The following is a 19,555-nucleotide window of genomic DNA, read 5'->3' on the forward strand; positions in this document are numbered from 1 at the left end:
TCTTTTTTAGGGTCTGGATACGTTTTTTATCGTGAGTTGATCAAATACGTATCACATACGCTCACGGCTTTTTTGGCCTCAGACAGAGCTGGCATCAGGAAGGTTGCTTGCATGCTGCGTGGATATTGCAAACGACTTCCACATGTAGCTTTTTTGTTGAGCTTTCTTAATTGAATTTGTGTTTTATTTTTATTGTGTGAAGCAGACTAGCATAGGGCTTACGTTTACGTAAACATTAATTTGCAGGTTTATATACGGCATTTCGAGAAGAAAAAATGAAAAGTGCAATGATTGCGAATTAATGTCCTGTTTTTAAAAGTTTTTTAAGGTTTTTGTTTTGCCTTGGAGTGTGGTGAAGCGAAGAGGGAACGGTTGACTGGATAGCTCATGGAGCAGGTTTGTAGTAAATGTGCTCTGTCTGAAGGGTTTTAGACAGAGCACTCAAGCTGACAAATAACCAGTTAGAAACTGTAGTTATATTGCAGGCTGACAATATGGGCATTTCCACTGGTGATCTTGCCATCAAATGCGGCAACTTCATTTCCACCCAGTTCAAACTTGTCGTGGATTTTGGCCTTGTCTGCTTTCAGGAAAGCATAACCCATGTCGATGCTCTGGTCGTTATCAATCTGATAATTCGCACCGAAAGTAAACCACTGACGATCAGTATCCGGAATACGGAAGCTGCGATCAGCATTTCCTACCGGACTGTTGTCGTAAGCATAACCGGCTCTCAGCGCCCAGTCCTTGTTGTATTGCCAGGTAGCACCCACAGCCCAGCGTGAGCTGTCTTCATAGTTCTGGGCATCACGAACCTGGTAGCCGTTTTTCATGGCGACTACGATTTCGTCAAAGCTTTCCCAGCCAACCTGAACATAGCTTGCATGCACAGCAACATCGTCTGTTAGCTGGTGCCAGATGGAAACTTCAGCAATAGAAGGCAGGTTCAGGTCAACAGAACCCCTGCCGCGCAGACCGCTGACAAAATCGGACTTGGATTTGCCTTCCAGTGTGGTTTTAACTTCTGAACGGTAGCTGGCGCCAACCCGGGTACCGGCAACCGGTTCCCAGAAAATACCGGCATTCCAGCCATAACCCCAGTCATCACCAGCAACATCCATGATGGTGCCAGCCGGAGCGGTACCTGGAATGTTAAAGCCAAGCTTATTGGTCAGGCGGGCATCAACATAAGTTGCATTGGCACCGAAGCCGACGCTCAGGTTGTCAGCCAGTTTGTAAGACAGGCTGGCATTCAGGTTGTAGGAGGTGACTTCAGAATAAGCCGCTACCGGAGAAACACCGGTGCTGCCGGAATACTTGGTCGTAAAGCCATAGTTGGTGAAACCACCCACACCGTAGCTCCACTTGTCGTTGATCGGAGCCACATAGTAGAAGACAGGAACGACTGCTTCGTTGGCAACACCCTTGTCTTTACCACTGGGAGACAGAGGCGCCAGCGGGCCGGAAACGGTGTTCTCAATTTCCACTTCAGGCTTGATATAGCTGACTGCGCCGGTAAACATCGGGCTGTCAATAAAAGACATGGCTGCTACGTTACGGGCAACGACAGAGGCATCTTCGGCAATGGCTGCCTCACCGGCAAAGGCCCGGCCAAGACCGGCGGCACTGTGCTCGTTAACCTGGAAACCGGCTGCATTGGCATTCAGTGCGGGCAGCATGGCTGCACAAAGTGCTGTCAGGGAAAACAGCTTCAGTGAACCGTTACGCTTCATAAAACCTCAATGGTTACAACTTGTGACGGGTTATGACCCGGGTGCATCTGCCAACAACGGAGAATGCCAGCAACTGGAGTAAGTGGGACAGGACAAAACCGGGCCATATCAGAGGACATGACCCTGACTGTCAATGACACTCAGGCAGTAGTACCGGCGGGTGGAGATGCATTTGCGGATACATTCATGGATACTTTACGGTTAGACAACCGTCCATGTGACGCAAAGTTACCCGCATTAACAAAAAGTTACCAATGAGGAATTTGGCTATCTGATATGAATCTGATGCATATCTTGTGGGTGGAATTTAGTCGGATGCTTCAGAATAAGGTCTGATTAAAGATCATAATTCTCTTCGTCCCTAAGCTCAGTCAGATTGATCAGTCGCTGATTGCTGCTGCCTCGCCAGGCCAGCGTCAGGTCACGTTTATCCGCCTCGTACTTGCCATCGATCAGGGTATCAACAAATTCAACAACCTGCTGTTGCTTGTCTGATAATCCTTCCAGGGTATACCCGGTCCAGAGCCAGATATCCTTGTCCGGATAGGTAGTCTTGACCCGTTTAACCAGCTTGAGAACCGAATCAAGGTTGTTCGGAAAAAGCGGATCTCCCCCGGAAAGGGAGAGCCCGTCACGCACCACCCGGGTATCACCCAGATCCCTGATAATCTGTTCTTCAGTTTCTTCTGTATAGGGATGCCCCTTTGAAGGATCCCAGGTCGAAGAGTTATGACAGCCGGCACAAAAATGCTCGCAACCACTGACAAACAAGGTGCATCGGGTGCCTACACCATTAACGACATCGATAGGATAATATTGCTGGTAATTCATAGTCAGTCTGCAGTGGCTCCTGTGAATACAGGAGCCGGAAAGTAAATAATCGTGGGCGACTTCGGGATTAAAGGTGCTTTACCCGCCGTACGACTTCTTCCTGTTTGCCCTGAATAAATGGCCGACTGTTGGGCTGACCTAGATAACCACAGACCCGTCGGGTTACCGACATCCGTGAAGAGTCGCGATTCTTGCACTGAGGACATTCAAAGCCCCTATTGGTGGCATGAAACTCGCCTTCGTAACCGCATTCGTAGCAGGAGTCATTGGGAGTATTGGTGCCGTAGTAGGGAACCTTGTCGTAGGTATAGTCCCAGACGTTTTCCAGCGCCTTCAGGTTATGAGCCATATTCGGGTATTCGCCGTAGCAGATAAACCCGCCGCTGGCATGCAGGGGGTAATCCATTTCAAAGTCGATCTTGTCGTACGGTGTGACCTTCTTCTGTACATCAAGATGGAATGAGTTGGTGTAATAGTTCTTGTCGGTGACATTGGGAACAATGCCGAACTCCTTGATATCCAGCCGGCAGAAACGGTCGCAGAGGCTTTCGCTGGGCGTAGAGTAAAGGCTGAAGCCGTATCCGGTCTCTTGTTTCCACCGTTCTACAACCGTGCGCAAATACTCAACAATGGCAATACCTTTCTGCCGCAGTGCCTCATTGTCATAAATATGAGCATTGCCGTACAGCGCATTGATGGTTTCATGAATGCCGATATAGCCCAGCGAGATCGATGCACGACCATCTTTGAAGATCTTGCTGATCTTGTCCTCAGGTTTCAACCGGACTCCACAGGCACCTTCAATATAAAGAATCGGTGCCACACTGGCTCTGACGTTATCCAGCCGCTGAATACGGTTCATCAACGCATCTCTGGCAACCTCCAGACGCTGATCCAGTCTGCGGAAGAAATCTGTTTCGTCACTGCTTTCAATCGCAATACGGGGCAAGTTAAGTGAGACCACGCCCAGGTTATTGCGGCCATCATGAACCAGCTGACCACCTTCCTCATAGACCCCCAGAAATGAACGACACCCCATTGGTGTTTTAAAGCTGCCGGTGATCTCAACCAGCTTGTCATAGTTCAGAATATCCGGATACATCCGCTTGCTGGCACACTGCAGCGCCAGCTGCTTGATATCATAGTTCGGGTCTTCCAGTGCAAAGTTAACGCCCTTGCGAATAGCAAACACCAGTTTTGGAAATACCGGGGTTTTATGATTTTTGCCCAGCCCCTGAATCCGGTTGGAGAGAATCGACTTCTGGATCAGGCGTTCTTCCCAGCTTGTACCAAGACCAAACCCGAAGGTGACAAACGGTGTCTGGCCGTTAGCGGTATGCAGGGTATTAACCTCATATTCCAGCGCCTGATAGGCATCAAAGCAGTCGCGTTCGGTCATTTCCATGGCGTAATCACGTGCTTTCTCATCATCCTCGATCCAGCGCATACCCTGCTTGTAATGCTTGTCGAAAGTCTTGCGCACATACGGAGCATGAATCCGGTCGATCTCGTTGATGCTGGTGCCACCATAAATATGGCTGGAAACCTGGGCGATAATCTGGGCCGTAATCGCTGCCGCGGTGGTAATGGAGCGCGGTGTCTCGATCTCGGCATTTCCCATCCGGAAGCCATTGGTGAGCATCCCCTCGACATCAATCAACATACAGTTGAACATGGGGAAAAATGGCGCATAATCCAGATCGTGGTAATGAATTTCACCGCGTTTGTGCGCCTCGGCCACATGCCGGGGCAACAGATGCTGCAGGGCGTAGTGCCTGGCCACCACGCCGGCCAGCAGATCACGCTGGGTGGGTATAATCTTGCTGTCCTTGTTGGCATTCTCGTTAAGCAATTCATCATTGTCCTGATTAATGATGCTGAGAATGTCGCGGCTCAGGGTATTGCGTGACTCGCGCTGAATATCCCGGGTCTGGCGAAACTCGATATACTTGCGCGCAGCGTCCTTGTACTTGCTTCGCATCATCAGGTCTTCCACCTGATTCTGAATGCTGTAGATATCCACCTGGGGCTTGCCCTGAACCGACAGTTCCACTTCTTCGGCAACATGTCTGGCAAAATCATCATCCCTGACATGAGCATCATTCAGGGCACGGGTAACCGCCTTGATGATGCTGGTTGCGTCAAAAGGCTGGCGTGAACCGTCACGCTTGATGATGTCGGTCATTGGTCTCTCCGGGCTGTATCTCTGGCTGCATCTGGCTATGAAGCTAGGGGCTGTTGTCAATTAGACATACGACCAGCCGCTCATGGTTTACGCCAGGTTAGGCGCGAACTGTGCGGTGTGGTTATTCCACATAAACAGTGAGGAACGCGGCATGGCGTAAACCATGAACGGCCCTTCGGGTTCATCACACAAGCCCTCATGCCGCGTTGAACGACTTGAACATGGAACCACCATGCCCCTCATCGCTCGCCTCGCCTGAGGGCTTGTGTGATGAACTGGTCGAATGTCTAATTGTCAACAGCCCCTAGGCAAGTACTGACTGACGGCGGAAGTCTCATGAATCGCACAGTTTGTGGTTTGCTGGCGATGCAGGCACAAGATGTTGTGTTTGGGCGGCGCTATACTGGCGCAAATCTACAGCGGGTTCAATCTTGACAAGCCAGAATCAGGCACGAATCCCGGCAGTGTTTTTCCTTACCTGAAACATGCCTAGTTGATGCAACAACCACGAATAGAACAGTCCCTAATAACGTTATACAGCAGGAACGAACATGATTATTGCCTTTGATGCAGACGACACTCTGTGGGTGAATGAACCCTACTTCAGAGAAGCGGAAGCTGCGCTGCTGGAAATGCTGTCCCGTTATTATCCGGGAGAAGACCTGCTGGACCGGTTGTACCAGCAGGAAATCAAGAATCTGAATATCTTTGGCTATGGCGCCAAGGCGTTCACCCTGTCGATGATCGAAAGTGCCATCGAACTGTCCCATGGCAAAGTGTCCGGCAGTGAAATCCAGCGCATTATTGATCTGGGCAGAGGCATTATGTCGCAGCCGGTGAAACTGCTGAAAGGCGTTGAGGAAACCATCAAACAAATGTCTTCAGAGCATCAGCTGATGCTGATCACCAAGGGCGACCTGTTTGACCAGGAAAGTAAAATTGCCCGCTCAGGGTTGGCGGATTACTTCCGTATTATCGAGGTGGTGAGTGAAAAAGACGAAGCGACTTACAACCAGTTGCTGATTAAACACAATATCCAGCCGGATCAGTTCTGGATGGTGGGTAACTCTCTGCGTTCCGATGTTCTGCCGATTGTAGAACTGGGTGGTCAGGCTGTGCATATTCCCTGCGATGTTGGTTGGGTACATGAACATGTCGATGTAGATGAGTCGACCCGTCAAACCTATCACGAACTGACCTGTATTGATCAGCTGCCGGAACTGATCAGTAAAACTGCTTGAGAACTACTCGTAACTCCAGAGGCGCTAACTTGAATTTTTTTTCAAGTTTGCCGCTATAGAATCACCGCACTAATGCCCTGTCATCAGTGCGTGTGAGGAGTTGCGGGTTTGAAGCAAAAATTAAAAGGTGTCTTGAGTCTTCCGGCAATATGCGTCGGCGGGCTGGTTGCCGGATTGGCCAGCACAATGGCTCATGCGGCGATCATTGATGATGAAATGGTCAGTGTGCCAGCTGGCTCGTTCCAGATGGGATGTAATCTGGATTATGACCCCATTTGTTATTACGCACCCGATGAAAAACAGCACAAGGTCAATCTTGATGCGTTTGAGATTGATAAATACGAGGTCACTTTCCGCCGTTATCAGAAGTGTGTTGATGCCGGCAAATGTACGCCTCCTGCCGTCGGCGGAGCACTGAATTATGGCTGGCCCGGCGTTGAGTTATATCCTGTCAATGGTGTGACATGGTACCAGGCCAAAGCCTTCTGTGAGTATGAAAAGAAGCGGCTGCCAACAGAAGCTGAATGGGAAAAGGCCGCCCGAGGCACAGATCAGCGCACCTATCCCTGGGGTTGGGAAGAACCGGACTGCAAGCGGGCCGTTGTCGACAGTCCAAATGCCGGAGCGCTGGGATGCAAAACCGGTAATACCATGAATGTCGGCTCCAAGCCGGAAGGGCAGTCTCCTTACGGCGCCATGGATATGGCGGGCAATCTGTGGGAATGGACCGCGGACTGGCACAGCGATACCTATTACAACCAGAGTCCTGAACGAAACCCCCAAGGGCCGGAACAGGGGCATTACAAAACCGCCCGGGGCGGAGATTTCTTCAGCCGGCAGGGTTATGAAGTCCGGACAACCAGCCGTTTCCCCTACTACCCCTCCAACTACAGCATTGCCATTGGCTTTCGCTGCGCCCGCTAGCCTGACAAGGAGTACTTTTAGATGGAACGTGGCTTTTCACTCTTGCCCCTGCTGTTTTCGAGCCTGACCCTTATTGCTTCATCTATTGCGGTGGGCAGTATCAATGATACCGAAATGGTTCAGATTCCGGCCGGTGAGTTCACCATGGGTTGCAGCGAGCAGGACACGAAGAATAACCGGATATGTGTTGATTCAAAGCCAGCCCACAAGGTTTATCTTGATGGCTATAAAATTGACAAGTACATGGTCACCTATCGCCGCTATAACAAGTGTCAGGAGGAGGGTGCCTGTACCGAACTATTCTATGGCTCGGCCTGTAATGCCGGTATGTCATGGAACAGTGATCACCCGGTGAACTGTGTCGACTGGCACCAGGCCAAAGCCTTGTGTGAATTTGAAGGCAAGCGGCTGCCAACCGAAGCCGAATGGGAGAAGGCGGCAAGAGGCACCGATGGCCGGATGTTCCCGTGGGGAAATCAATCAGCTTCCTGTGATCTGGCCGTTATGAACCAGAAAACTGGCAGCAATACCATGGGTCCCGGTTGCGGTGCCGGTACCACCCAGCCGATCGGTTCCAAACCGGCCGGTGCATCACCCTACGGTGTTATGGATATGGCGGGTAATTTGTTTGAATGGACTGCGGACTGGTTCAGTACAAGTTATTTTGCGAACAGTCCAAAGAACAACCCGAAAGGCCCTGACTCCGGTGAATTCAAGGTACTTAGAGGCAGTAGCTGGCTGATGCGTACGGATGACGGGCTGGCTTCCAATGTCCGTTCGGGTTACGCACCGCTTGGTCAGGGCTATGTTGTCGGCTTTCGCTGTGCGAAAAATCTGTAATAACGCAGATAATTCTTGAATAAAAATACTGAACCTTCTGATCTGCCGCTGGCTAATCCCCGGCGGCAGATTAACTTCCAGGCTGTTGAAGTATCAGGCGACGAAGTACTTTTTTTAACATGGCTTCAGCATGAAGCACGGAAGCCTCGGAGTAATTGGCAAGCAACACTCTTTCGGCAATAAACCACAGCAAAGCCATTAACTGCACCGCATCGGTTTCGGGATCGGATGTCTGCAGCTGCTCCAGGAACTCTCTCATAGCCCCCAGATCCTTTTCATCCTGTGCCATCAGGGCTTTTTTCAGGCGGGCATTCTGCAGGGTTTCGTTTCGAAAAATACGATCCAGCAGAATAAAGTCTCTGGCATCAGGATCACCAGAGCAAAGCATCGACCGAATGGCCCCCGCATATTCCTCAACAACACGAATCCTGACTTCAGCCTGTAGCAATTCACTGCTGTTGTAGGGGCTGACAATGAATAAACCGACATTTCGAACCGCCGACATCTCCTTCTGATAAGCATCCAGATAGTAGTCGAAGGTCTCGCGAATCAGGTTATCAATATCCTTAAAGTAATAAGCCGCTGCGCTGGGCGTAACGCCTGCCACTTCCGCGATGGTTTTGTACTTTACCTGTCGCATGCCTGCCTTGAGCATGATCTGCAGTGTCGCATCCAGGATGGCCTGTTTACTGGCTTTACCATCAGCACGGGTGACGGTTCGGGAAGAAGGCATAGTCGCTTATGGAAGAATAATCGGAGCATGAATATAAAATGCGAGGCCGAACTTGGAAAGCGTGGCGGTAGCAACAGCCTTTCCGCCCCATAAAATGTTGGCTTTTTCTCTTATATATGGCTTTTCAGCGGTCTTATCTCTGATTATGCTAGGAGTTATTGGTAGAAAGAACTGCCATAAGCCGAAATAAGAAGAACAGTCATGCCTTCTACCGGGCTGCAGCAGTAAACCAGTCGTTTGTTTTTCTGCTCGGTCAGAATGGAACTCTCTACGCATGAGGAAGTGCCGTTTGAACAGTGATGTGCTGGCTGGAGTGCTGGCGGGCCGTTACAAGCCGCATCCGCTGGAATGTGCCAATGGCTGGAAAAAATACTGGCGTAGTCGTCGACTGCCAGGGCAGGGAATTGAACGAGCGCTGGTGGCCGGAGCTGAATCATGCAGCCCGGCATGGGCGCTGGCATCCGGTTATCAACTGGCGGTGCAGGCGTTGTTGCCGGATCTGGTACCGGATCAGGCACTGGCTGCATTATGTGTTAATGAAACCGGTGGTTCATGTCCCAAGGCAATCGAAGCCAATGTGGTCTGGAAAGGCAAAAAAGGTCTGCTTAATGGTTTCAAAACATTTGTTACCGGAGGCGAACTGGCGGAACAGTTATTTGTTGCCGTCAATACCGGAGACTCTCACAAGGGCAAGCCCTGCATTGCATTGTTAAAAACATCGCTGGCCCGACGCGGGGTCAGTCTGCAGACCATGTTCCCTCTGCCGTTTGCACCCGAACTGCCCCATGCATCTATCGTGCTTGAGGATGTACCGGTAACAGTGGCGGATATTCTGCCCGGTGAAGCCTGGCAGACCTATATCGACTCATTCCGGACGGTGGAAGACCTGTACATTATGGCGGCCATGCTGGGTCATATGGTCAGCCATCTGGTAAAGCAGGAGCATCTGCCAACGGCAGAGCGGGGCATTACCCTGTTTATGGCTATGAGCGGGATTGAGTGTCAGGGCTACGGATCACCGCTGGCGCATATCGGTATCGGTGGCTGTATGAAACTGCTGGAAGAGTTTGCGGCTGATGCTATGGCTGCAGTAGACCCCCGAATGGCGGCAATCTGGCAACGGGATTTATCAGTGATTGAAGTCGCATCCCGCTCCCGGGATCAGCGCCGGCGTAAAGCCTGGTATGAAGTGCAAACGCCAAGACTGTGGAATGACAGTGAAGTTCAGGGAGCGTTATTTAATTAAGCCGTATCGCTGTTAGCTGTAATTGTTACCAACAACCACTTCAGAATCTTATCTATACTGTATTGCCAGTGACGCAGGGTGCCGAAATCCAGTCAGGTTTGACTTGATCAAAACTGACTGCAGGGGCTGAGATCCGTTATGGAAACCTGATGAACCTGATCCGGTTAGTACCGGCGGAGGGATTGTCATCTGCTATCCATTGCTATCAATATCTTTACTTCTATTGCATCCGGCATGCCTTCGTCATTTTGCCTGTAATTCAGCCGTGACAATTTTTCTGGAGGCAAAATGCAAACTGCTATCAGCCGGACTCCGATGATTTTGAACTGGCATCTGGTGCCTTATCACGCCCCGATTGTGCTCGGGCGTGCTTTGGGACTGTTTGCTGAGGAATCGCTGCAGATCGCCATGCTTGAACCCACAGACCCCAGTGATGTGACCGAACTGGTAGGGCGTGGTGTAGCCGATATCGGCCTCAAGGCCATGACCCATATCTATGCAGCTCGGCAGAGGGGCTATCCGGTTAAATCCATTGGCACCCTGTTACATGAGCCACCTACCGGGCTGGTTTTCAAAAAGTCATCCGGAATTGAAAAGCTGGAAGATATTCGCGGTAAACGGCTTGGCTATGTGGGTGAGCTGGGCAAGGTGATTATTGACGATCTGTGTCGTTCGGCAGGGATTGCAGAGGAAGAGTATGAGTGTGTCCGGGTCGGCATGAATGTGGTGGATGCGATTATCGATGGCCGGGTGGATACCGGCGTCGGTATTGGCTGTGTCCAGTGTGTCGAGCTGGAACAGTTAACCGGTGAACCGGCCGGCATTCTGCGAATTGATGATATGGCGGGGCTGGGTTGCTGCTGCTTCTGTTCAATCTTCTATATCGCTACTGAAACCATTCTGGAACAGCAGCCGGAAAAGGTTGAGGGCTTCATGCGCGCCATTCAGCGGGCTTCAGCCTGGATGCTGGATCATCCGGAGCAGGCCTATGACATGATGTGCCAGCAAGTGCCGAAAATGCGTAGCAAGCTGAACCAGAAGATATTCATGCACTGTCTGCCATTTTTCTCCCGCACCCAGGAGAATGTGGAACGTGACTGGACCAAGGTGGGTGACTATGTCAGCCGGTTGGGGCTGGTGGAAGAGCCGGTAAATTATGAGGCCCACTATACCAATGAGTTTCTAAGCAAGCCTCCGTTTGCGGCGCCGCAGGTATTTATGCAAACGGCGTAAACAGAGAGATCAAAAGGATGGCTTTGTTGCTTGCCTGAGCAGCAAAGCCGCTTTATCAAGTAATGCCAGACCTTTGTCGCTTTTGATGCCGCTAGTCGGGAAATATGCGAGTTACCCGCCCTGAAGTCTACGCTTTTATCTTTTAAAACTTTTGTGTTCAGGATGCTATCCCGTGCGCTGTTTTAAACGATTTACAATCATTGTGCTTCTGGCTTCGATTTCAGTGCCTTCAGATGCAGGGGTTAATAACCTGCTGCGGCAAGCCATCAAATCTCGATGGAGCACTGCTACAGCCAGACACCTTCGGCCACATGTGCCTCCAGCGCCTATCGCAAGATCAACCAGAAGTCCGAACTCTCCCTTTGGTTCACCCTTTATCAAACCAGAGCTGGCTGTTAGTGCTCAATCACGCTTGTTAAGTAATCCGGTGCTGTATGGGGCCGTACCATTTTATTTCCAGCAACATGCAGGCTTTCACACGTTCCCTTTTCTGTTCACACAATGGCATGACAATCAACGGTGCAGAAAAGACGATACGCAGGTATTTCTGGACAGTGAATATGCCGGTGCGAATATCGTTATTGAGCGCGCAGGTATGCACAATGCGGATATTCGTATTCCTGTGACCGACAAAGATATCCGGCCGGGAGGAGGCGTCGCAGGGCCATTTATGATGGCGGTTACCGATGCGACTTTCTATGCGGCGCTGTTTGCTCGTTTAGGCACTGTTGACCTTGCCAATACCCTGAGTATGAATATCGACTTTCTAAGGAAAGCGTCTGAGGAGAAAAGGGTACTGGCATCCTGTGAATTGCTGGAAGTAGATAAAATTCTTGCGCTGGGTGGTGTCACTTTATTTTCAGAGGGTGAATCAGAGCCTGTGGCTCATGCGACCTGCAGGTATTTGATTCCTCCAGCAGAAATGGGGCAGTTAGAGGGCTCATATGAAGAACTGACAGGCTCTCAGCCACCTGTTTTCTCACGCAGAAAGCTGCCGGTAAACAACAATCCGGAGATGAGAGAACATGTGCAGTCGTTTTACACCCAAGTGTTAGGGCCAGGACGTCTTACGGTTGAGTGTATAGCAAGCAAAAGGGCAGATATTCGTGTACCTTTTGCCAGCAACCGGGATCTTAGATCCGGAGGCGTTGTATCTACCCCGTTTCTGGTGTCGATTGCGGATATCGCACTATTCACTGCGATATTTGGTGAAACCGGCGATTACCCGATTGCTTATACCGTCAGTTTAAATATCAACTCTACAAGGAAGCCATTACCAGGCGCAGATGTATTGGCGTCGTGTCACTTGTTGAGAGTGGGTAAGTCGCTTGTTACCGGTGAGATAATTTTATATTCAGACGGTGATGACAGGCCGATTGCTCATGTTAAGAGTACTTATTCAGTGGTGACATTAAAATAGTCATTAGTTGAAAATTTTCTGAAAAATTTAAAATACTCTTTTTTTCTTGTCTTTTATTTTTGGCTGAACTACAGCGTAACTTTTAAGCTGTGGATATTTTTTGTACATGAAATCAAGGTCTCGTTTCTCATTTTTTCTTATAGATATGCTTGAGTTTTCAAGTACGCCATTCTCTGTAATGAATTCACCCAGGTAGTTAATTTTTCCCGGCTGAACTGAAAATTCGTATGCTATGCCAGTCTCGTTATTACCATCATCTAGCATTAGAAAGACTCCACCTGCTGCAAGCATCACCGACCTACCTCTAGAGTGATTACCCAGCATTATGTACCTTCCTCCGGGTAACTCTCTCATATGTATAAAGCCATAGTGTTCCTTGCCAATTTGAGAAAAAAGACCAGCCTCAGCGGGTATAAATGCAACTTCTTTATATTTTCCTTTTTCATACTCATGCATCAAGTGGTAGCTTACAAATGGAAGAATCCCTGCCCAATTAGCATTACACTCTTTACATGGGTCTATAACTCTACCAGCTGACATAACAAGTACACCTTCCTGAGAAGCCAGAATGCCTGTTTTCTTCAGTGTGTAAAGAGTATTTTCAGATACAGGGCCACTAGGCTGAATTGTGGAACATGCAGTTGTTAAACTAATAATTACGAGTATAAGTAGTGCTCTCATTTTTTATTTCTTCTTTCTTATTGTTTTTTAAGTGAAGTGATGCTGAAACAAAGGTGGAAGGTATGAATGAAATATATTTCTAGGAGTAATTGTTATCATATTCTCTTTATTTTTTATCTGACCATTCAATTCACCCACAATAATTTATCTTTATAGTCATTAGGCAGTTGGCCATCAGTGCTTAGTCCCAGATATAAGTAAAACTGTACTGACTTGTCATCTAAACCAGTTGAACCAATTAAGTACCAATGATCTGAGTATGATACGAGGCCAAAGTGTGAACGATGTGATGCTTCAGATATGTTGATCAACTGCCCTTTTTTTAGAAATACGACGTCTCTACCATTCTGGCAGGATTTAAAACCATGATTTTCGTGTATTTTGTTTTTTGGGTAAATATCTTTCAAACCAAGCTTTATCATTGATTTCACAAATGAGTGCATCTTTTATCAGGGTCTTCTCTCCGATCAATGTCTTGAAAGCAGTTACATCAGATATGTTTTTGATTGTCGTACAGCCCGATAGAAGCATAGCTAAACACGCTATCAATATAGTTTTCATGTTGGGTTCTCATCGCGGCTACTTTATACAAACTATTATTTGGATCATGCTCTATCAGATGCAAAGAGGAAGGCTGATCGTCCATGATGATTCTCAAGTGCTAGCTATAACTTATTAGGCACGCTACCGCCCTCCGGTATGAGGATCCAGAAAGGTTTTCTGCAGCAAGGATGCTGAAGTAATTTGATGCTATCGTACCTACTCATCTCGGCTCAGTAAAAGGCATTCCACAGCAGTCGTTTGCCTAATCTCAAGGCTCTTCCAGAGACTGGCATTACGGCAAAACCAATATAACCAAATGGAATTACAACTAAATATAATATGATTTAGGATTCTTATGCTCATCTGATATCTTTGCCTCCACCAAACGTTCAGGCACTGTCCCATTTTCCACTGATTACCTCTTTCCTGTTGCAACGCTTGTCAGCTTGCAGGCGGGGTGTGGGACGTTGTTGTCTGTGTCGTTTGCCAAGGTTCTTGTAGTACCTGTTTAGATAAACTGAATATAAATTAAGGATTGGAACTGTGTTTAAACTTCGTCGTGTATTTGCATCTGGTGTAGCTGTTGCACTGACATCTCTGCTGGTTGCCTGTGGCCCGGCGGAAGAAAAGACCGAAGACCAGAATGCTCAGCCGGTGGCAGAAGCCAAGGCGGTTAAAGTGGGTATGTCCGGTGGTTACTACCCGTTCACCTTCAAGGAAGGTGGCGAGCTGAAGGGTTTTGAAATCGATGTCTGGAATGAAATTTCCAACCGTATCGAACGCCCGGTCGAGTTTGTAACTGCACCGTTCTCCGGTCTGTTTGGTATGCTGGAAAGCTCCCGCATCGACACCATTTCCAACCAGATCACTATCACCGAAGAGCGTGAGAAGAAGTACAGCTTCAGTACCCCTTACGTGTTCGACGGTGCCCAGATCACTGTTAACAGCGAAACCAACGATATCAATAGCCTGGAAGACCTGAAAGGTCGCAAGGTTGCGGTAAACCTGGGTTCCAACTTTGAACAGCTGCTGCGTGAATTCGATCCGGCCGGTGATATCAATGTCATCACCTACGAAACCGGTATTGCACACGATGTATCCATTGGCCGTGCCGATGCCTTCATCATGGACCGTCTGTCTGCGGTTGAGCTGATCAAGAAATCCGGTCTGCCGCTGAAAGTTGCCGGTCAGCCGTTCACTCACATCTACAATGCGATGCCTTTCCGCAAGGATGCTGACTCCGACGCACTGCGCAAGCTGGTTGATGAAACCATCGAAAACATGCGCGCAGACGGCACTCTGGCCAAGATTTCTGAAAAGTGGTTCGGCATTGATGTGACTGCCAAGGTTGCTGACAAGTCCTGACAGTTTGCTGGCAAGTCCTGATTAACCTGCTGGCCTGCTACTGAATAATTGATACCGCTTCTGTCGTCTGGCAAAAGCGGTATTTGTCCCTGAAGTGATATGATATGAGCCTGTTTGACCCTGGTATGATCAATACTGAATATGCGGCTGACCTGCTGTCGCTTATTTTGCAGGCATTGCCTGTTACCCTGAGCATGGCCGGTGGCGCCATGGTTTTGTCGTTATCACTGGCCCTGTTGCTGGCACTGTTCCGGGTTTTCGAAATTCCGGTTGCACGGCAGCTGTCTGAATTCTATATCTCCTTTTTCCGTGGTACACCGCTGCTGGTGCAGCTGTTTATGCTTTACTACGGTCTGCCCCAGCTGATTCCCGAGCTGAAGCAGATGACCGCATTTCACGCTGCAACACTGGGTCTGGGTCTGCACTTTGCGGCCTACAAGTCGGAAATTATCCGTGCCGCGATTACCGGTATTGATAAAGCCCAGATGGAAGCAGCCCTGAGTGTGGGTATGACCCGACTGCAGGCGATGCGCCGGATCGTACTGCCACAGGCGGCCCGGATTGCGGTGCCGAGCCTGATGAACAGCTTTATCGATCTGCTGAAGAGTACCTCGCTGGCCTTTACCCTGGGTGTGGCAGAGATCATGGCGACTGCTCAGCTGGAAGCCGCATCCAGCTTCCGCTTTATGGAAAGCTATCTGGTTCTGGCGTTGGTGTACTGGTTGCTGGTTATTGTCTTCACTGAACTTCAGAAAATTGCCGAGAAGCGTTTGGGAGAGGCGTACTGATGTCACTGTTAAGTGTTCGCGATCTGCATAAGCGCTTTGGCGATAAAGAGATTCTCAAGGGCATCGATCTGGAAGTAGAGAAGGGTGAGATTATTGTTATTCTCGGCCCTTCCGGCAGTGGCAAGTCAACTCTACTGCGCTGCCTGAACTTTCTGGAACAGCCGGATCTGGGCCTGATCAAGCTGGCTGATGTGAATGTTCATGTAGAAAACATCAGTAAAGCTGAAGAGCTGGCACTGCGTCGCAAAACTGCATTTGTATTCCAGAACTATGCCCTGTTCCGTAACAAAACTGCGCTGGAAAATATTACCGAAGCACTGGTAACGGTGAAGGGAATGTCCAAGCGGGACGCTACCGAGAAAGCGCTGCCAATTCTGGAGAAGGTTGGCCTGCTGGATTGGAAGGATGCCTGGCCGTCTTCCCTGTCCGGTGGTCAGCAACAGCGGGTTGGCATTGGCCGGGCGATGGCGCTTGAAGCCGAGCTGATGCTGTTTGATGAGCCGACTTCAGCACTGGACCCGGAAAAAGTGGGTGAAGTGCTGGATTTGATGAAACAGCTGGCACTGGAAAAGACCACCATGCTGGTCGTCACTCATGAGATCCCGTTTGCCCGGGAAGTGGCGGACCGGATTATCTTTATGGATGAAGGCCGGATTGTGGAAAGTGGTACTCCTGCACAGGTGCTGGATAATCCTCAGGATCCTTTAACGCAGTCTTTCCTGTCACGGGTTATGCACTGATGGCTGAGGCTTCGGGCATAGTTTGCCCGGGGCCGAATTTTTACCCGTCGTTATTTATTCTCAATTCATCTCACTCTCTACTTTCCTCACTATCTATTCTCTAAAACAGATTATTTTTTTGGCGAAAATCACCTGTTTGTGCTTTTTTCTTGTATACGCAAACAATAAACACTCTCCCTGACTGCACAATTTAAGAATGCGCGCTTTTGACCTTAAAAGGCTTTAAAGGATCAGAAGGGATTAGGTATGCATAAAAAATATTGCACAGCTGTATTTCTTTGTTTCATTGCAGTGTTAATAGCAAGCAGTAAAGTTTTTTCTGAAGAGGAAGGAAAAGCATGGGTCTGTGGTTTTGCCCAGGCTCAGGGAGGCTATCGTAACTGGAGCGGGACATACGATAATTTGTCTGGTGTTGAAGTTAGAGTGCTGGAAACTGGGGACCCTGCCCCTGTTGCCATAACAGGACCTGATGGCACTTTTAGTTTCCAGTACTCGGTAAAAAAAGAGCTTACTCTGCTGTTCAAAGCTGGCCGCTGGTATCAGCCTTCCCAGTCTGAAACTATTACAGTTCAGCCCACATCGCTTGGAAATAGCCGGCCTGCCTTTAATCCTGAGGAGCAGACGAGGGCGGGTTATAAAAGTTCAGAATATCCGAACTTTATAACTTATCAGGCAATTGCAAGACACAAATTTCATTTCATTGCCTGGGCGCGAACATGGGATATTTATGGATGGACGAGGGGACCATCAAGCTTTCAAAAGGGCCACTTTCAAATGATAGTTACCGCCGCAGAAGAAGAAAGAACGCTTTATCATACAAAGCAAGGAGTTGATTCAGCCACGATCAAATTATTTGATGAAAGTGAAGGTAGTGAATTGGAAGAAGGCACTATAAAGGATTTACATTTTTGCTATTACGGCGCAGGGTTATGCTGTTCTCATACCAATCCGTTTTGTCAGCCGGAGAAAGAAACCACTGTTGACGGTGGGGTGCTGATTGCCAATATTCCTCCCACGGAAAGTGGCAGAATTCGGATTAGTGTGAAGCACCATTACCTCAAGTTTAATAGCTGTGTTATTCGTCCGAACCCAAGTTGGTGGGAAGAGCATGCTAAAGGCGAAACCATGTTTATCAATATTTCCCCGCCAGCACTCAGAGTACAGCCCACTGGTCTATAGGAAAATAATAAGTAAATAGGTAATTATCTCACCATTACCTTCTGTTACATGATATAAAGCACCCAACCGACAGAACAACAAATCATCATAAATCGGGGGTGTGCCTTGGGTGCAGCAACAGGACACCAGATCGCCAGAGTTATTCTGGACGGTTTCAGTGACTACCGGACTGACTTTACAGCCCTGACGTTGGGGGCCAAACAACGCTTTCTACAGGCCGACTGGCCTTCCGTACAGCAGGCGGCGACCGACCGGATTAATCTCTATGATGTGGCTGTGCGTCGGGTTATGCATAACCTTACGACCACGCTGGGTGATGCCCACAGGAACAGTGCTCACTGGCGCATTGCCCGTGAAGCCTATGTCGACCTGATTTGCTATCGCACTGATCCTGAGTTGGCGGAAACTTTCTATAACACCATTTACCGTCACTCCCTCACTGCTGAACAAGCCAGTATTGATGACTATTTTCCCCAGTCTGAATTTGACGGTTTCAGGGTACAGAGCCCGCGTGGTATTTACCGGACCTATAGAGCTGATAAGGGATTGGTAGATCTGGTCGGTAGTGTACTGGATGATTTTACTCTGGAACTGCCCTGGGAATATCGCCGGCGGGATGTACGCAATATTATTCGTGCCCTGCAGCATGAGATTCCGGAACAGCTGGATTCGAGTGATTTCAAGGTTGATGTACTCAAGTGGCTGTTTTACCGCAACAAGGCGGCTTATATTATTGGCCGGGTGGTTGTTGACGATGGAACGGCCGAGGGCAAACTGTATCCGTTTGTGCTACCGATTCTTAATAATGAACGTGGCGGCTTATTTGTCGACAGCCTGCTGTGTACCCAGGATGATGTCAGTATCCTGTTCAGTTTTACCCGCTCCTACTTTATGGTGGATGCCCGTAATCCATCCGAATGTATCGAGTTTCTGCATACCCTGTTCCCTAATAAAAGCCGCTGGGAAATCTACAGCTCCATTGGCTTCTACAAGCACGGGAAGAGTGTCTTCTACCGTAACTTCCTGACCCACCTTGATCAGCACTCCGACCAGTTTGTTATTGCGCCGGGTATCAAGGGGATGGTCATGTCGGTATTTACCCTGCCATCACTGAATATCGTATTCAAAATTATCAAGGACTACTTTGCGCCACCCAAGGAAGTGGACAAGGCGACGGTAAAAGACCGCTACTATCTGGTAAAAACCCATGACCGTGTAGGCCGTATGGCGGATACCCAGGAGTTCTCCAATCTCTGGCTGCCGAAAGATCGTTTCTGCGATGAGTTGCTGGAAGAGTTGCTTAATGTGGCTTCCTCAATTGTAGAGCTGCATGGTGACCGGGTACTAATTCGTCATGTCTACATTGAACGACGCATGACACCACTCAATATCTATGTGGACGAGGCCGAGCCGGAAAGCATGCGGGCGGCACTGGATGAATACGGCAATGCAATCAAACAGCTGGCAGCGGCTAATATTTTCCCCGGCGATATGCTGCTGAAAAACTTTGGTGTGACCCGTCACGGCCGGGTAGTGTTCTACGATTATGATGAAATCAGCTATCTGACCGACTGTAATTTCAGAAAGATTCCGGAACCGCTTTATCCCGAACAGGAGCTTTCAGCAGAACCCTGGTATTCAGTCGGCCCTAACGATATTTTCCCTGAAGAGTTCCCGGTATTCCTGTTCCCTGATCCCCGAATCCGGCGCATGTTCACCGAGATTCATGGTGATCTGTTTACAGCGGATTACTGGCGCGGCATTCAGGATGAAATTCGTAACGGCCGAATGATGGATATTCTGCCTTATCGCCAGAATCTGAGGTTTGGCCGAAAGCTGGTAAAAAAAAAGGAGCCTGAACTGGCTTGAAGAA

At 49.0% G+C, this 19,555-nt stretch carries 16 protein-coding genes and 1 riboswitch; of the genes, 11 read left to right on the forward strand and 5 right to left on the reverse strand.

The features are described from left to right. Nucleotides 1–461: 461 nt before the first annotated feature. The 3 genes from ACYZZ0_RS08800 to nrdD all read right to left on the reverse strand — a co-directional run bounded on the left by ACYZZ0_RS08800 (nucleotide 462) and on the right by nrdD (nucleotide 4,749). Complete coding sequence (locus tag ACYZZ0_RS08800) at nucleotides 462–1,733, reverse strand: OmpP1/FadL family transporter (protein WP_461536243.1); 1,272 nt, start codon at nucleotides 1,731–1,733, stop codon at nucleotides 462–464. Between the two features lie 336 nt (nucleotides 1,734–2,069). Next, nucleotides 2,070–2,564 carry an anaerobic ribonucleoside-triphosphate reductase-activating protein gene (gene nrdG, locus ACYZZ0_RS08805; protein ID WP_461536244.1) on the reverse strand — a complete coding sequence of 165 codons (495 nt, stop codon included), beginning with the start codon at nucleotides 2,562–2,564 and terminating at the stop codon, nucleotides 2,070–2,072. Between the two features lie 67 nt (nucleotides 2,565–2,631). Beyond that, the gene (gene nrdD / locus ACYZZ0_RS08810) at nucleotides 2,632–4,749 is read right to left on the reverse strand and encodes an anaerobic ribonucleoside-triphosphate reductase (RefSeq protein WP_461536245.1); all 2,118 of its coding nucleotides are present in this window, start codon (nucleotides 4,747–4,749) and stop codon (nucleotides 2,632–2,634) included. 551 nt (nucleotides 4,750–5,300) lie between these two features. Between nrdD and ACYZZ0_RS08815 the strand changes: the two genes are divergently transcribed. The 3 genes from ACYZZ0_RS08815 to ACYZZ0_RS08825 all read left to right on the forward strand — a co-directional run bounded on the left by ACYZZ0_RS08815 (nucleotide 5,301) and on the right by ACYZZ0_RS08825 (nucleotide 7,754). After that, nucleotides 5,301–5,990: an HAD family hydrolase gene (locus ACYZZ0_RS08815; protein WP_461536246.1), complete on the forward strand. Its 690-nt coding sequence runs from the start codon at nucleotides 5,301–5,303 to the stop codon at nucleotides 5,988–5,990. 108 nt (nucleotides 5,991–6,098) lie between these two features. Further along, nucleotides 6,099–6,914 carry a formylglycine-generating enzyme family protein gene (locus ACYZZ0_RS08820; protein ID WP_461536247.1) on the forward strand — a complete coding sequence of 272 codons (816 nt, stop codon included), beginning with the start codon at nucleotides 6,099–6,101 and terminating at the stop codon, nucleotides 6,912–6,914. A gap of 21 nt (nucleotides 6,915–6,935) precedes the next feature. Beyond that, nucleotides 6,936–7,754, forward strand: coding sequence for a formylglycine-generating enzyme family protein (locus ACYZZ0_RS08825; protein ID WP_461536248.1), 819 nt, complete (start codon nucleotides 6,936–6,938; stop codon nucleotides 7,752–7,754). 70 nt (nucleotides 7,755–7,824) lie between these two features. Here the strand turns inward: ACYZZ0_RS08825 and ACYZZ0_RS08830 are convergent, their stop codons facing one another. Beyond that, complete coding sequence (locus tag ACYZZ0_RS08830; protein WP_461536249.1) at nucleotides 7,825–8,487, reverse strand: TetR/AcrR family transcriptional regulator; 663 nt, start codon at nucleotides 8,485–8,487, stop codon at nucleotides 7,825–7,827. A gap of 274 nt (nucleotides 8,488–8,761) precedes the next feature. Here ACYZZ0_RS08830 and ACYZZ0_RS08835 point away from each other — a divergent pair, with 274 nt between their 5' ends. The 3 genes from ACYZZ0_RS08835 to ACYZZ0_RS08845 all read left to right on the forward strand — a co-directional run bounded on the left by ACYZZ0_RS08835 (nucleotide 8,762) and on the right by ACYZZ0_RS08845 (nucleotide 12,386). Then, nucleotides 8,762–9,733: an acyl-CoA dehydrogenase family protein gene (locus tag ACYZZ0_RS08835; RefSeq protein ID WP_461536250.1), complete on the forward strand. Its 972-nt coding sequence runs from the start codon at nucleotides 8,762–8,764 to the stop codon at nucleotides 9,731–9,733. Nucleotides 9,734–9,797: 64 nt separating this feature from the next. Further along, nucleotides 9,798–9,933: riboswitch (TPP riboswitch) on the forward strand. 88 nt (nucleotides 9,934–10,021) lie between these two features. After that, nucleotides 10,022–10,966, forward strand: coding sequence for an ABC transporter substrate-binding protein (locus ACYZZ0_RS08840; protein WP_461536251.1), 945 nt, complete (start codon nucleotides 10,022–10,024; stop codon nucleotides 10,964–10,966). Nucleotides 10,967–11,378: 412 nt separating this feature from the next. Continuing rightward, nucleotides 11,379–12,386: a PaaI family thioesterase gene (locus ACYZZ0_RS08845; RefSeq protein ID WP_461536252.1), complete on the forward strand. Its 1,008-nt coding sequence runs from the start codon at nucleotides 11,379–11,381 to the stop codon at nucleotides 12,384–12,386. Nucleotides 12,387–12,413: 27 nt separating this feature from the next. Here the strand turns inward: ACYZZ0_RS08845 and ACYZZ0_RS08850 are convergent, their stop codons facing one another. Then, nucleotides 12,414–13,067 (reverse strand): hypothetical protein, encoded by a 654-nt coding sequence (locus tag ACYZZ0_RS08850; RefSeq protein WP_461536253.1) that lies wholly within the window; start codon nucleotides 13,065–13,067, stop codon nucleotides 12,414–12,416. 1,086 nt (nucleotides 13,068–14,153) lie between these two features. On the opposite strand from ACYZZ0_RS08850, the gene ACYZZ0_RS08855 reads away from it, so the two are divergent. The 5 genes from ACYZZ0_RS08855 (at nucleotide 14,154) to aceK (ending at nucleotide 19,551) form a co-directional block, all read left to right on the forward strand. After that, nucleotides 14,154–14,975, forward strand: a complete 822-nt coding sequence (locus ACYZZ0_RS08855; protein ID WP_461536254.1) for an amino acid ABC transporter substrate-binding protein — start codon at nucleotides 14,154–14,156, stop codon at nucleotides 14,973–14,975. Nucleotides 14,976–15,079: 104 nt separating this feature from the next. Beyond that, complete coding sequence (locus tag ACYZZ0_RS08860) at nucleotides 15,080–15,763, forward strand: amino acid ABC transporter permease (RefSeq protein WP_461536255.1); 684 nt, start codon at nucleotides 15,080–15,082, stop codon at nucleotides 15,761–15,763. Next, on the forward strand, nucleotides 15,763–16,503 hold the full coding sequence (locus ACYZZ0_RS08865; protein ID WP_461536256.1) for an amino acid ABC transporter ATP-binding protein: 741 nt from the start codon (nucleotides 15,763–15,765) through the stop codon (nucleotides 16,501–16,503). The genes ACYZZ0_RS08860 and ACYZZ0_RS08865 overlap by 1 nt, the downstream gene beginning before the upstream one ends. 246 nt (nucleotides 16,504–16,749) lie before the next feature. Continuing rightward, on the forward strand, nucleotides 16,750–17,682 hold the full coding sequence (locus tag ACYZZ0_RS08870; protein ID WP_461536257.1) for a hypothetical protein: 933 nt from the start codon (nucleotides 16,750–16,752) through the stop codon (nucleotides 17,680–17,682). A 105-nt stretch (nucleotides 17,683–17,787) separates the two neighbouring features. Then, nucleotides 17,788–19,551, forward strand: coding sequence for a bifunctional isocitrate dehydrogenase kinase/phosphatase (gene aceK, locus ACYZZ0_RS08875; RefSeq protein ID WP_461536258.1), 1,764 nt, complete (start codon nucleotides 17,788–17,790; stop codon nucleotides 19,549–19,551). Nucleotides 19,552–19,555: the final 4 nt, after the last annotated feature.

Origin of the sequence: Spongorhabdus nitratireducens, assembly GCA_947387575.1 — a bacterium.
Taxonomy (GTDB): Bacteria; Pseudomonadota; Gammaproteobacteria; order Pseudomonadales; family Endozoicomonadaceae; genus CANDOC01.

Bases quoted from the DNA above. Each gene is read 5' to 3' on its own strand.
- nrdG (WP_461536244.1), bottom strand. From the start codon at position 2,564: ATGAATTACCAGCAATATTATCCTATCGATGTCGTTAATGGTGTAGGC.
- ACYZZ0_RS08830 (WP_461536249.1), bottom strand. From the start codon at position 8,487: ATGCCTTCTTCCCGAACCGTCACCCGTGCTGATGGTAAAGCCAGTAAA.
- ACYZZ0_RS08840 (WP_461536251.1), top strand. From the start codon at position 10,022: ATGCAAACTGCTATCAGCCGGACTCCGATGATTTTGAACTGGCATCTG.
- ACYZZ0_RS08800 (WP_461536243.1), bottom strand. From the start codon at position 1,733: ATGAAGCGTAACGGTTCACTGAAGCTGTTTTCCCTGACAGCACTTTGT.
- ACYZZ0_RS08825 (WP_461536248.1), top strand. From the start codon at position 6,936: ATGGAACGTGGCTTTTCACTCTTGCCCCTGCTGTTTTCGAGCCTGACC.
- ACYZZ0_RS08835 (WP_461536250.1), top strand. From the start codon at position 8,762: ATGAGGAAGTGCCGTTTGAACAGTGATGTGCTGGCTGGAGTGCTGGCG.
- ACYZZ0_RS08865 (WP_461536256.1), top strand. From the start codon at position 15,763: ATGTCACTGTTAAGTGTTCGCGATCTGCATAAGCGCTTTGGCGATAAA.
- nrdD (WP_461536245.1), bottom strand. From the start codon at position 4,749: ATGACCGACATCATCAAGCGTGACGGTTCACGCCAGCCTTTTGACGCA.
- ACYZZ0_RS08815 (WP_461536246.1), top strand. From the start codon at position 5,301: ATGATTATTGCCTTTGATGCAGACGACACTCTGTGGGTGAATGAACCC.
- ACYZZ0_RS08860 (WP_461536255.1), top strand. From the start codon at position 15,080: ATGAGCCTGTTTGACCCTGGTATGATCAATACTGAATATGCGGCTGAC.
- ACYZZ0_RS08850 (WP_461536253.1), bottom strand. From the start codon at position 13,067: ATGAGAGCACTACTTATACTCGTAATTATTAGTTTAACAACTGCATGT.
- ACYZZ0_RS08870 (WP_461536257.1), top strand. From the start codon at position 16,750: ATGCATAAAAAATATTGCACAGCTGTATTTCTTTGTTTCATTGCAGTG.